The organism is Paenibacillus sp. FSL A5-0031 (genome assembly GCF_001956295.1).
Taxonomy (GTDB): domain Bacteria; phylum Bacillota; class Bacilli; order Paenibacillales; family Paenibacillaceae; genus Pristimantibacillus.
In genome coordinates this window covers 21,677-34,984 of the sequence record NZ_MRTD01000016.1, presented here as the reverse complement: position 1 = coordinate 34,984, position 13,308 = coordinate 21,677, and the positions used below count along the sequence as shown (strand labels likewise).

Below are 13,308 nucleotides of genomic sequence, written 5' to 3'. Positions count from 1 at the left end.
AAGTATATCATTTGCTCCTACTTATCTTATATTTCTCCGTCAAAGCTGCTTCAGCATCCAAAGGACGCTGGAGGCATTTTTACTTGATAAGCAGACTATTGCCGGTTAAGCACAAGCATCTTACGCTGGAATTGCTTAGGCGAGCAGTCGTTGTATTTTTTAAACATTTTATAAAAATGCGCCATATTCGGCATCCCGATTCGCTCGCCAACCTCCGATATGCTCAAATCCTTCGTCAGCAATATGCGTTCAGCCCACTTCACCTTGCGATAATTCACATATTCCGTAAAAGAAAGCCCGATCGTTTTTTTGAAATATTTTACGAAGTAATAATAGCTCATATTGGCGATCTTGCAAACCTCTTCAACTTGGATACGATCTGTCAGATGATTTTCGATATAATCGAGCACCGGTTTCAGGCGTATACGTTCAAAGTTATCTTGCTCAATCAACACTTTGCGACTGTCGTTGCGGAGCAAAAGCAGTAATATTTGCTTGACTAAAACGCTGACTGCCAGCTCGTAGCCATTTTCCTTATGTGTTGTCTCGTGCAATAGCTGATGAATGTAAGAGACAGCTTGCTGCTTTGCGGTGTTGTTTTCTTGGAAAATATAATTCGCTTTACTGAGCGGTGTTTGGGTTTCTGAGAAGTACCGCATATAGGGAATCGTGCTTTGATCAAAAAACGGTTCCAGATCGAATTGAAGCACAATATAATCGAGCAAGTTATGGCTGCGATCGGAGTGCAGCTCCGAAGCTCCGATAAGCACGATGTCGCCGGAAGTCAGGTGAAAGCTTTCTTCATCGACGTAAACGTCCAGCTCACCCTCAAGAATGAGCAGCAGCTCAACCTGTTTATGATAATGCCAGTTTGTGTAACCGTCCAGACTGCGAATGGGGCGAAAAACGCGCAGCGACAGCAATGGGTTTTCGTATGCGACTTTTTCATTTATTGCTTCCAAATCTAATGTTACCCCCTTGGCGCTGCATGACAATATCCTTATTGTAGTGAATGCTTTCGCCATTAGCAATAAGGGAGCAGTATAAATGATGCGCGATTGCTCATTTATCGTTAAAATAGATATAACTTAGCAAGTATACGGAGTAAGGGATTAGCAGAGAGGGCTGGACGACATATGGAACGGGATTCGATAAAGGATTATGGTTTGGAAAATGTGCTGCTGCTCGACCGAATGAATGAGCTGGATGAATTAGATGTGTTATATCCATTTGCGCTGGATGAGCTGCTTTGCAGAAAAACAGGGCAGGGAGGTCCAGCCATTTGCCATATTTGGCGTCACCCAAGAGCGTTTGTTATGGGGCTGCGCGATAGCCGATTGCCAGGCGCTGGCGACGCTGAAATGACTCTTCAATCGGAAGGCTGGTCTACTGCTGTGCGCAATTCGGGAGGAGCTGCGGTACCGCTTGATTTGGGGGTCATTAATATATCGCTGATCATGCCGAAAAAAGCGTTGGACTCTTTTCATTTTCATGATGATTTTGAAAAAATGTATGGGCTGATTCGTCATGCATTACAGGAGACGGGCTGCCAGGTAGATAAAGGGGAAATCAAAGGCGCTTATTGTCCTGGCGAATTTGATTTGAGCATTGGCGGGTATAAGTTTTGCGGGATCGCACAGCGTCGGCAGACGCATGCCTTTATTGTACAAGCTTTTATTGTAGCGGATGGATCTGGCCAGGAGCGGGCCAGCTTCGTTCGATCCTTCTATGATAAAGCTGCGCAGGGGGAAAACGAAAACGATTATCCGCTTGTGGCTGCTGAAAGCACGGCTAGTTTGGAGCAATTGACATCGCTTGGCGCAGGAGCCGGAGAAGCTTTTGTCAAAGCGGTCAAACGAGTCATAGCTTCGCAGCAGACGGAAGCGGGTATGAGAGAAGCAGAGTCGAAGCTTGTAATGCCGACAAAAGAACAAATCATGGAAATGGCCAACTTATTGCGTTCCAGGTATGCGATTCCATCTCAATAAATTACACTAACGTTCCGTTTTGCGGATGAGCTGGTTGACGACCTCTGAGAAAATAAGACCAATGGCAATGGCTCCTGAGAGCATGAATGCTTTTACGGCTAGCTGCACGGCAATGTCATAATTGTCTTCCACGACGTTTCTCATGGCATCGTAGGCGAGTCCGCCGGGAACTAAAGGAATAATGCCGGATACGCTGAAGACGATGATGGGCGTTTTGTACAGCTTTGAGAATAGCTGGCTCACTACGGTCACGATAAAAGCAGCAATTAACGTCGCAGGAATGGTATCCAGCGACAGCTCAGTGCAGGAAATATAAATGAACCAGCCTATCATGCCAACAATACCGCAGTGCACAAGCGTTCGCTTCGGTACGTTGAAGATGAGGCCGAAGGCTGCTGAAGCTATAAAGCTAGTGACTAGCTGTTCTAATATCGACAACGTAATACACCTCCGAATTTTGCGAAATATAAGAAAGTATATCATTTTCTATTACTTGTCTTATATTTCTCCGTCAAAGCTGCTTCAGCGTCTAAAGTACGCCGAAGGCGTTTTTGCTCGATTAATAAAACGAGAGCACTGCGGCGATTCCCGCGCCCACAGCGAATGCCGTGAGAAAAGCTTCTGCTCCCTTCGAAAGCCCTGATACAAGGTGGCCTGCCATCAGGTCTCTGACTGCTGCTGTAATATGCAAGCCGGGCACTAGAGGCATAACAGAGCCGATAATAATTTTATCGAGGTCAAATCCATATCCTTTATGTACAAACAGCACGGACAAGGTGCCGATCAGCAAAGCCGTAATAAACTCGGAGAAAAACTTGATCGGCACGATTCGATGCAGTTTAACTGAAAAACCGAAGCTAATGCCGCTGATGAGCACAACAGGGATGAAGTCGCGCCAGCTGCCTTGGAACATGATAAGAAAACAGCCGCTCGCTATAGCAGCTGCTATGGTCTTCATCCAAACCGGATAAACGAAAGCGTTAGAGTCTATTTCCTGTAAAAGTCGGTGTGCATCGCCAGCAGCCAGCGTGCCGGTGCTAATTTTTCTGGAAATATCGTTGACTAAGGATACCTTAAGCAAATTCGTCGAACGCTCGGAAATACGAATGAGCTTCGTCATCTGGGATGAACCGTCAATGGCAAATATAATACCGGTCGGCGTGACGAAGCTATGGGAGTTCTCTATGCCGTAAGCAGCTGCAATTCGGGACATCGTATCTTCGACACGATAGGTTTCGCCGCCGTTTTGCAAAATGATTTTGCCGGCCAATAAACAAATTTGTGTAATCTCATGGCTATTGATGATGCTTTTATCCATTGCGGCCTGCCTCCCCATTCCGAGCGAAGTTGTTCTTTATCCTGTTCTTACTTGCTGCTTTTGGTTTGGTGCTCGAATTCAGCGCGAATACGTGCGAGCAGCGTAGAATCGGCAAATACGTCGTATGCGGTTGCTGCTAGCATTTTGGCGCCAAATAACATGCCGTCCAGCGCATATTCGGTCATTGCCGCATCACGAAACGCCTCCGTATGAAGCAGCAAACGATCTTGTACCACCTTGACGTAAGGATGAATAGCTGGACAGCGAACGGAGACGTTGCCTAAATCAAGCGAGCCATGATCCTTGCCGATTTCCATATCCTCAAGGCGAATGCCTGCCTCGATTAGATTCGTATTGAACTGCTCGGACAATGCTTCATTAGTAAGCAGCTCGTCATAAGAGTATTCGAAATGATTTGTTGTAACGGTGCAGCCCGTCTGCAATGCGGCTCCTTCTGCACAGCGCAGTACTTTCGCAGTGAGCTCGTTTGTATACGTGCGTGAAGCCGAGCGGACATAAAATTTGGCCGATGCATAATCAGGAATGATGTTCGGCGCCTTGCCGCCGTTGTCAATAATACCATGAATGCGCGCATCGCTGCGTGTTTGTTGGCGCAGCGCATTAACGCTATTGAATAGCTGAAGCACAGCGTCCAGCGCATTAATTCCTTCATATGGACTTGCAGCTGCATGCGCGGCTAGACCATGAAATTCAAACTGCACAGCATCCAGCGCTAGTGATTCGCCTGAACGTTCAAACGTATAGTATGGATGCGCCATTAAAGCGAAGTCGCAGTCATCGAATAAACCTGCCTCTGCCATTGGTACTTTCGCTCCGCGTGTTTCCTCGGCTGGCGTACCATAGATGCGAATTTTTCCGCCAATGCCGCTGTTTATCAAAGCCGCTTTAAGTCCGACAGCTGCTGCCATGCTCATAGAGCAGATGAGATGATGTCCACAGGCATGTCCAATTTCTGGCAAAGCATCATACTCGCATAAGAAGCCAACTGTCGGGCCAGGGCTTCCTGTATCGTAAACACCGATAAAAGATGTCTCAATGCCTAAAATACCACGTTCAACCTCAAACCCGTATTTTACAAGCTCCGTACAAAGCAGCTCAGAAGCAAAAAACTCCTCATGTCCAAGCTCTGGCCGGCTGCCCACCGATCGTGATATCGTGCGAAAAGCGTCCGCATAAAGATCAATTTCATTAAATATAAGTTTTTTATTAGTCATGATGATATGAACCTCCTGAAATGAAGTGAAACCTATGAATTCGGCTGTATGTTCGGAATAGGTCGGCTACAAACAGCGGAAAGTCTGCTATTAGCACGTATGTGTTCTTGCAGCCTCCGAAGTAACCTATCTGAGCGTCCGTAAGAACCTATAGGTTCTTACGGAGCCTGTCAGGCGTGCTGCCAACAGCGGAAAGTTTGCTGTTAGCACGTATGTGTTTTTACAGCCTCCGAAGTTACCTAGCTGAGCGTCTGTAAGAACCTATAGGTTCTTATGGAGCCAGTCAGGCGTGCTGCCAACAGCGGAAAGCTGCTGTTAGCACGTATGTGTTCTTACAGCCTCCAAAGTAACCTATCTATGTGCTTGTAAGAACCTATAGGTTCTTACGGAGCCAACTCCGAGTGGCCCAACTGCCCCCACATCAACGCATGCCGTGAATTTTTTTAAACTGCTCCGGGCTTAATCCTTCAAGCCGTCTAAAGACGGAGCTGAAGTAGCTGGGGGAGTCGAAGCCGACGCGCTGGGAGATTTCGTGCATCTTGATCTCGCTTTCGCGAAACATAAGCTCCTTGCTCCGATTGACGCGCTCCCGGTTAACGTATGCCATTGGTCGCATTTTCAAAGCTTTCTTAAAAAGCAAGCATAGGTACTGCGGCGTTACATCGATACAGCCTGCTAAATCCTTTATCGTAATCAGCTTGCTGTAATTAGCTTCAATATAATGAAGAACAGGTTGCAGCTTCAAGTAGTTTTGTTCTACCGAGTGTGAGCTTACAAGAATAACCTTCATTAAATCAAGTAAAAACATGTAAACCAGCTTTGAGCATTCGAGCCCGAGAAAGGATCGGCCGGATTGCGTCATTGCGTAAATGTTTTTCATGTGGGTAACAATCATATCATGATCAGCAGTCGAATAGACACCGGATTGTGTAATTCCAGCCTGCCTAAACAACTTGTCGGACAAATCGCCTCTAAAGCTCATCCAAATGATTTCCCAAGGCGCTTGTATTGAAAAATATTGATGCTGCTCGTTTGGAAACAGGCAGAACCCTTGCCCAGCTCGAACGGTCATTTGTTGATCGCCAACATGGAGCTCGCCCGAGCCGCTAATGACTTGCAGCCATTGAAAATGAGGATAGCCGTTTGGACGGTCAATCGGCTCTTGATCGCTCCAATGCCCGATACTCGTGAGATAAACCGGGAGTGTCTTGTCTGTCTCTGTCAAAATCGGAAAAACCATCGTGTCGATAGCGGTGGCCTCCTGTTTCATATTTTTATAATGATGCGAAAATACTGTTATATAGTTGGTTCGAGGAACAAGCTATAATATGAATATCATTATAGTATAACCAATAATAGCCGCAAGCAAGACGAAAATGGAGGCAGATGAGATGAGTATGAAATTTCCCCCGATAAGTGCAAAAATTCCGCAAATGCTGCATGGTGCAGATTATAATCCAGATCAATGGCAGAAGTATCCCGAGGTGCTGGAGGAAGACATCCGACTCATGAAGCTTGCACATTGCAACGTGATGTCTGTAGGCATTTTTGCATGGATGGCGATCGAGCCTGAGGAAGGCGTATTTACATTTGAATGGCTGGACACGTTGCTTGATAAATTTGCTGCTAACGGCATCTATGCCTTGCTTGCTACACCAAGCGGAGCACGTCCGGTATGGATGTCTCAAAAATATCCGGAAGTGCTGCGCGTTGCACCTAACGGAATTCGTAATTTGCATGGTGCGCGTCACAACCACTGCTTCAGCTCACCTGTATATCGCGAGAAGGTAACGATCATGAACTCGAAGCTGGCTGAACGTTATTCGGATCATCCTGCGGTCATCGGCTGGCATATATCAAATGAATATGGCGGCGAATGTCACTGCTCGTATTGTGAAGACGCTTTCCGCGACTGGCTGAAAAATAAATACGGTACACTAGAAGCGCTTAACGATGCTTGGTGGACGACGTTCTGGAGCCATACGTATACCGATTGGAGCCAAGTCGAGTCGCCAACCGATCGTGGCGAGAAAGCGGTTCACGGTCAGAATGTTGACTGGAGAAGATTCGTTACGGATCAAACGGTTGATTTCTGCCGCAACGAAATTGCTCCGCTGCGCGCTGCTAACAGCGAGCTTCCGATTACGACGAACTTTATGCTTGATTTTGAGCCGCTTAACTATTGGAAGTTTACAGAACTGCTCGATATGATTTCGTGGGATGCTTATCCAACTTGGCACGACAATGGCGGAGACGACAGCGAGCAAGCGGCATGGATCGGCTTTAACCATGATGTGTTTCGTTCGCTTGGCGGCGGAAAGCCGTTCATGCTGATGGAAAGCACACCTAGCATGACAAACTGGCAGCCGATCAGCAAAGTGAAGCGTCCAGGCATGCATATGCTGTCATCGCTTCAAGCGGTTGCACATGGCTCAGATACTGTTCAGTATTTCCAGTGGCGCAAGAGCAGAGGCTCAAGCGAGAAGCTGCACGGTGCAGTAGTGGACCATGTCGGTCATGAGCATACTCGCGTTTTCCGCGATGTGGCTGAGCTTGGCGAAGCTTTGGAGAAACTCACTGAAGTAGTAGGTACGACTGTGAAGCCAGAGGTAGCGCTCATCTATGATTGGGAAAATCGCTGGGCAGTAAAGGATTCGCAAGGCCCGCGCAATAGCGGACTTCATTATGAGGAAACGGCTAAACGCCATTATCGTCCGTTCTGGGATCTGGGTGTGCCAGTGGACATTATTGATTCGGAATGCAGCTTTGATTCGTACAAGCTCCTTATTGCTCCTATGTTATATATGGTGCGTCCAGGTGTAGGCGAGCGCATTGAACGTTTTGTTGAAAATGGCGGTACTTTCATCGCTACTTATTGGACAGGTATTGTTGATGAGAATGATCTATGCTTCCTTACAGGTTTCCCAGGACCGCTGCGCAAGACGCTTGGGATCTGGTCTGAGGAGATCGATTCGCTGCATGATCATGATTCCAATCAGGTCGTGCTGAAGGACGGAAATAAGCTTGGACTGAGCGGCCGATATACAGCAAGCGAGCTCTGTGATCTCATCCATCTTGAAGGCGCGGAGGCACTTGCTGTATATGGAGAGGATTTCTATGCGGGTCGCCCTGCCTTAACGGTAAATCATTTGGGTGCAGGCAAAGCCTACTATGTTGCATCGCGCAACGAAGCAGCTTTTACAAACGATTTTCTGACTCGAATTATAGAGCAAGAGGGGATCAAGCGAGTTCTTGATTCCGAGCTGCCGCATGGCGTAACTGCACAATTAAGAACGGATGGCGTGAATGACTACGTCTTTGTATCCAATTTCAGTGCAAATAAGGTTTCGGTTGCTTTAGATGCTCAGCAGTATACAGATTTGTTGACGGGTGCGGCTCTAAACAACAGTGTTGAATTGAAGCCTTACGGCTGCCGGATCTTGAAACGAGCTTCGAAATAATACTAGCCTCATAGAAAAGCTGTGTGAAGCGTACAGGAAACTGGACGTGGATCACAGCTTTTTTGATGTTTAGTCATAAAGACTCTCTTATTGGAAAATACAATAGGCATGTTTTTACGGAAATTAAAAAATATATTGTCGAATTTAACATTCCGATAACATTTCTACCTAATTCAATTGATGCTTGCGACCTATAGTGAGTGCATAAGGAAAAAGAAGGAAGGGTGAGGGTGAAGTGACAGCGACTGTTCTAGATAAAGAAAAACAATCAGCTATCGAGAAAAATGAGCGTACTGCTCCAAACACACCACTTAACGGAAACGTACAACAATCAATTGAGGTAAAAGGAACCGATGAAAGGACTGTTAAGCAAGCGGAGCAGCGTGCTGATGAAATAACCATTCATCCGGTAAAAGCAGAAGCAACGCGCCTGCATCATTTTTTGCGTCAGGCTCCAACAATAGACGCAGAGCATACATGCCGGCAGACGATCGCTGTGTTTAAGAAGCATCCGGAAAGTGAGTGCATTATCGTAACTGGGGAGCAAGGGGCTCCTTTCGGTCTGATGATGCGCAATCGTTTCTTCCTGAAGCTGGGCCATCGCTTTAGCGCAGATTTGTATGATGACAAACCGATTACAAAGCTTATGGATGCGAGTCCGCTCGTAGTCGATTATGATTATGCACCGCAGCAGCTCATTGACAGCGCATTAAGCCGCCACGAGAGTGTGCTTTACGATTGTGTCATCGTTACGTTAAAAAATAAGCTTGCAGGTATATTAACTGTGTCGGACATGCTCAAGATTTCTCGGCTGCTGCAGCAGGAAGCCGTTGATGCGCAAATGAGTACGATTCGCTCAGCAGAGCAGCGGGTGAGAGAGATCGAACAAGCCGTCAGCAGCGTTCGCAAGTCAACTGAACATGGCGAGTCAATGTCTGTAAATATGGTCGATTTGACCCTAACCGGCAAAAACGAGCTGGATAAAGTAACAAAAGCTTTTAACGCTATGACGCTGAATTCTGAGCTTCAGGAGAAACGGATGAATGAGCTTCAATCTGAGGCGGGGTCAATCAGCAAAGTTTCTTTATTAATAAAAGAACTGGCAGAGATGAGTAATCTGCTCGCGCTGAATGCTTCTATAGAAGCAGCCCGTGCAGGGGAGCATGGGCGCGGGTTTGCAGTAGTAGCTGGTGAAGTGATGAAGCTGGCAGGCCAAACGAAGCAATTTGCGAACGAAATTACGACGTTGACGAAAACGATAGTTGATGCCATTACGCAAACAACAAGTCTTGCTCATTCGGGACGAATGGAGACGATCGCAAGCGAAGCGAATATCAATGAAGCCGTGGAGGTCTTTAATCATCTTTTCCGAGCGGCTGCTGATAATCGCAATAGCGCGAAGCAAATTGGCGTGTTATCGGAGCAAGCACATCAGCAAGCCGTTCATATCGCAGTCGAAATGAAAAAATTACAGCAATCTTATTTTTAACATGGAGTTTACAAAAACAGAATACGAGGTTTACAAACGGCTAGTAGTATAAGAGGCACGGGGATGAACCCTTACAGACATAATAAGAGGAGTGGTAGAGTTGTTAAAGAAAAAAGGGTTTAAAGGAATTCTAATGTTGTCGATGGTGACGCTGCTCGTATTCGCAGCTGCATGTGGTAATAATAGCGGAAATAAAGGTTCTGAAAATACAGGATCTAAGAATAACACTGCAACAAACGCACCAGCTGGTGAAGATGTGAAATTATCAGGCGAGATTAAAATTGATGGTTCAAGCACAGTGTTCCCACTTACAGAAGCTGCAGCTGAAGAATTCAACAAAGAGCACAAAGATGTACGAGTACCGGTTGGCGTATCTGGCACAGGCGGCGGCTTCAAACAATTTTGCGCAGGCGAAATTGCCATTGCAGATGCTTCCCGTCCTATTAAAGAAGAAGAAGCAGCAGCTTGTAAAACAGCTGGCATCGAATATACAGAGCTTTCTGTAGCATTTGACGGTTTGTCTGTCGTTGTAAGCAAAGACAATGACTTCATCGACCACTTGACAGTAGAAGAGTTGAACAAGATCTTTACAACTGGCAGCACAGTAACTACTTGGAAAGACGTTCGCGACACTTTCCCTGCTGAGCCGATCGTAATGTTCTCACCAGGCGCTGATTCCGGAACTTATGACTACTTTAATGAAGCTATTCTTGAAAAAGCAGGCATTCGCAATGATAAAGCAATCAGCTTCTCTGAAGATGACAACGCACTTGTTCAAGGCGTAGCAGGCAGCAAATACGGCATTGGCTACTTCGGTTTTGCTTACTTTGAAGAAAACCAAGATAAATTGAAAGTTGTTCCTGTAGACGGCGGCAAAGGCGCTATTGCACCAACTTATGACACAATTAAAGACGGCACTTATGCTCCATTGTCCCGTCCACTCTTCATCTATGCAAACAATAAAGAGCTTGAGCGTCCAGAAGTGAACGCATTCGTTAAATACTATATCAACAACATCGGTACTTTTGCTGGCGAAGTTGGTTATGTATCACTTCCAGATGAGCAATACGCAACAGAAGCAGCAAAAATTAAATAAGCAACAAACGACCTGATGAAAATGTGTGGTGTCTCGAGGGACATCACCTTTTTATCGGCACAAATGTAAACGAATTGTAAAGGCAAGAAGGAGGACGCTGCAATGCCAAGCCAAGGGCTGCAAACGGTCAGTAAGGCTCAAACAAACAGCAAGGAAGTCTATGATTTCAAAAATAAACGCGTAAGCATCATGAACAAATTGATGCCAATCCTATTGTTCCTGTGTGCATCCGTATCTGTTCTAACTACAATAGGTATTGTCGTCACACTCATCTCAGAGACCTATCAGTTTTTTCAAAAAATACCGATTTTTGATTTCTTGTTTGGGACCAAATGGTCACCGTTAATTCCGCCCAAAAGCTTCGGCGTTTTGCCGCTCCTGTCAGGCACGCTCATGATTACGTTTATCGCTTGTTTAGTCGCTATCCCACTAGGGCTTGCAAGTGCCATTTACTTATCAGAATATGCACCGAAGCGGGTTCGTAAAGTAATTAAACCGATATTGGAGGTACTCGCAGGAGTTCCAACCATCGTATATGGTTACTTTGCTCTTAGCTTGGTTACACCGCTTATTCAAAGTATTTTTCATAGCGCCGGCGTGTTCAATGCATTAAGTGCCGGTATTGTTGTGGGTATTATGATTATTCCTATGGTTTGCTCGCTAAGTGAGGATGCGATGTCCTCTGTACCGCGCAGCTTGCGTGACGGCGCTTATGCGCTTGGCGCAACACGGTTCGAGGTTGCTTTGAAAATCGTTGTGCCAGCAGCCTTCTCGGGTATCGTGGCTTCTGCCGTACTTGCTTTCTCAAGGGCGATCGGCGAGACGATGATCGTTACGGTAGCGGCAGGCTCTACACCTAATATGACGGCTAATCCGCTCGAGAGCATCCAGACGATGACCGCTTATATCGTTCAGGTCAGCCTTGGGGATACGCCGCATGGAACGGTTGAGTATGGATCGATCTTCGCGGTCGGCATGACGTTGTTCGTCATTACATTCCTACTCAATATTCTTGCCCAGTACATTGCAAGAAGATTCAGAGAGGAGTACTAAGATGAACATATTTCTAGATGCAAACCGCAAACAAATTGCTAATCGTAGGAAAAAGGATTGGATGCTTCATATCCTGTTCGTCGCCGCCACTTCCATCGGCGTTCTCGCGCTTTGCGCGTTAATCGTAGATATTTTGATCGACGGTATTGCAAGGCTCCAGCCTGATCTATTCACGAACTTCCCGTCTCGCAAAGCGGACGGTTCCGGAATGAAGTCGGCGCTGGTTGGTACAATTTACATGCTGCTTATTATGGCGCCTATTTCCTTTATTTTTGGAGTAGGAGCTGCGATTTTCTTGGAGGAATATGCGAAAAAGGGCCGGATTACCCGAATGATTCAGCTTAATATCAGTACACTAGCGGGCGTTCCGTCCATCGTATACGGTATTTTGGGCTTAACCTTGTTCGTACGATTGCTCGCGCTTGATCGCAGCCTCATTGCAGGGGCGCTCACAATGACGCTGCTTGTGCTTCCTATTATTATCGTATCTGCACAAGAAGCAATTCGTGCCGTTCCGAAATCACGCCGTGATGCTTCGTTCGCTCTAGGCGCAACCAAGTGGCAGACCGTTTCTCGCTCTGTTATGCCCTCAGCTCTTCCGGGCGTACTAACTGGCGTCATTCTTGCTATGTCTCGTGCAATTGGAGAGACGGCACCGCTAGTTATGATCGGAGCATTAACGTATGTTGCCTTTTTGCCAGAAGGTCTTAAGGATTCGTTTACGGTTATTCCTATTCAAGTGTACAACTGGTTGTCTAAGCCACAGCTTGAATTCAAGGAGCTTGCGGCCAGCGGTATTATCGTTTTACTAGCGCTGCTGTTGCTAATGAACTTTTCGGCTATTTTGCTTCGCAACAAGTATCAGAAGAATATTTAGGAGGAAAACGATATGGAAGCACTTATTAATATTAACAAGCTGAATTTGTTTTACGGCGCTTTCCACGCTTTGAAGGATGTAACGCTAACGATACCTGAGAAAGCAATCACTGCATTCATCGGTCCATCCGGCTGCGGAAAGTCAACTTTGCTTCGTACACTAAACCGTATGAACGATATGATACCGGGCACTCGGATTGAGGGAGGTATCGCCATTGGCGGTACTGAAATTTACTCGAATGAAGTGGATGTTGAAACACTGCGCAAAAAGGTCGGCATGGTATTCCAACAGCCGAACCCATTCCCGAAATCAATTTATGATAACGTGGCATACGGTCCTCGCCTGCATGGTATTACTAGCAAGCGCGAGCTCGATGAAATTGTAGAAACAAGCTTGAAATCCGCGGTATTGTGGGAGGAAGTAAAGGATCACTTGAAACGTTCCGCGTTCGGTTTATCTGGTGGACAGCAGCAGCGCCTTTGTATTGCCCGCGCACTTGCAGTAAACCCAAATATTTTGCTTATGGATGAGGCGACATCAGCGCTTGACCCGATTTCCACGCTGAAAATTGAAGAGCTTGCTCAAGAATTGAAAGATAAATACACAATCGTGATGGTTACTCACAACATGCACCAGGCAGCCCGCGTATCCAATCAAACGGTGTTTTTCTTGAATGGCGAGGTCGTTGAATACTCGGATACGGAGAAGCTGTTCTCCAATCCAACCGATCAGCGCACAGAAGATTATATAAGCGGACGTTTCGGCTAAGCCGGACGGATCGTGGGAGAAAA

The 13,308-nt window shown here is 46.4% G+C and carries 12 protein-coding genes; 7 read left to right on the top strand and 5 right to left on the bottom strand.

Annotated elements, in window-relative coordinates:
- Positions 1-95 precede the first annotated feature (95 nt).
- Positions 96-962 carry an AraC family transcriptional regulator gene (locus BK120_RS24860; RefSeq protein WP_076270198.1) on the bottom strand — a complete coding sequence of 289 codons (867 nt, stop codon included), beginning with the start codon at positions 960-962 and terminating at the stop codon, positions 96-98.
- 174 nt (positions 963-1,136) lie between these two features.
- Here BK120_RS24860 and BK120_RS24855 point away from each other — a divergent pair, with 174 nt between their 5' ends.
- Entirely contained in the window at positions 1,137-1,988 is an 852-nt protein-coding gene (locus BK120_RS24855) for a lipoate--protein ligase family protein (protein ID WP_076270197.1), read from the top strand.
- A 6-nt stretch (positions 1,989-1,994) separates the two neighbouring features.
- Here BK120_RS24855 and BK120_RS24850 read toward each other — a convergent pair whose 3' ends face one another.
- The 4 genes from BK120_RS24850 to BK120_RS24835 form a co-directional block, all read right to left on the bottom strand.
- The gene (locus BK120_RS24850; protein WP_083682409.1) at positions 1,995-2,471 is read right to left on the bottom strand and encodes a threonine/serine exporter family protein; all 477 of its coding nucleotides are present in this window, start codon (positions 2,469-2,471) and stop codon (positions 1,995-1,997) included.
- A 76-nt stretch (positions 2,472-2,547) separates the two neighbouring features.
- Positions 2,548-3,306 (bottom strand): threonine/serine exporter family protein, encoded by a 759-nt coding sequence (locus BK120_RS24845; protein WP_076270196.1) that lies wholly within the window; start codon positions 3,304-3,306, stop codon positions 2,548-2,550.
- A 47-nt stretch (positions 3,307-3,353) separates the two neighbouring features.
- Positions 3,354-4,541, bottom strand: a complete 1,188-nt coding sequence (locus BK120_RS24840) for a M20 family metallopeptidase (protein ID WP_076270195.1) — start codon at positions 4,539-4,541, stop codon at positions 3,354-3,356.
- A 421-nt stretch (positions 4,542-4,962) separates the two neighbouring features.
- Positions 4,963-5,811: a helix-turn-helix transcriptional regulator gene (locus BK120_RS24835; protein WP_083682407.1), complete on the bottom strand. Its 849-nt coding sequence runs from the start codon at positions 5,809-5,811 to the stop codon at positions 4,963-4,965.
- 121 nt (positions 5,812-5,932) lie between these two features.
- Between BK120_RS24835 and BK120_RS24830 the strand changes: the two genes are divergently transcribed.
- The 6 genes from BK120_RS24830 (at position 5,933) to pstB (ending at position 13,285) form a co-directional block, all read left to right on the top strand.
- Complete coding sequence (locus tag BK120_RS24830) at positions 5,933-8,002, top strand: beta-galactosidase (protein ID WP_076270193.1); 2,070 nt, start codon at positions 5,933-5,935, stop codon at positions 8,000-8,002.
- A 235-nt stretch (positions 8,003-8,237) separates the two neighbouring features.
- A complete protein-coding gene (locus BK120_RS24825; RefSeq protein WP_076270192.1) occupies positions 8,238-9,491 on the top strand; it encodes a methyl-accepting chemotaxis protein in 1,254 nt (417 codons plus the stop codon).
- A gap of 100 nt (positions 9,492-9,591) precedes the next feature.
- A complete protein-coding gene (locus tag BK120_RS24820) occupies positions 9,592-10,587 on the top strand; it encodes a PstS family phosphate ABC transporter substrate-binding protein (protein WP_076270191.1) in 996 nt (331 codons plus the stop codon).
- 189 nt (positions 10,588-10,776) lie between these two features.
- Positions 10,777-11,640, top strand: coding sequence for a phosphate ABC transporter permease subunit PstC (gene pstC / locus BK120_RS24815; protein WP_256711019.1), 864 nt, complete (start codon positions 10,777-10,779; stop codon positions 11,638-11,640).
- A 1-nt stretch (position 11,641) separates the two neighbouring features.
- Positions 11,642-12,517 (top strand): phosphate ABC transporter permease PstA, encoded by an 876-nt coding sequence (pstA, locus tag BK120_RS24810; protein ID WP_076270190.1) that lies wholly within the window; start codon positions 11,642-11,644, stop codon positions 12,515-12,517.
- 12 nt (positions 12,518-12,529) lie between these two features.
- Entirely contained in the window at positions 12,530-13,285 is a 756-nt protein-coding gene (pstB, locus tag BK120_RS24805) for a phosphate ABC transporter ATP-binding protein PstB (protein ID WP_076270189.1), read from the top strand.
- Positions 13,286-13,308 lie beyond the last annotated feature (23 nt).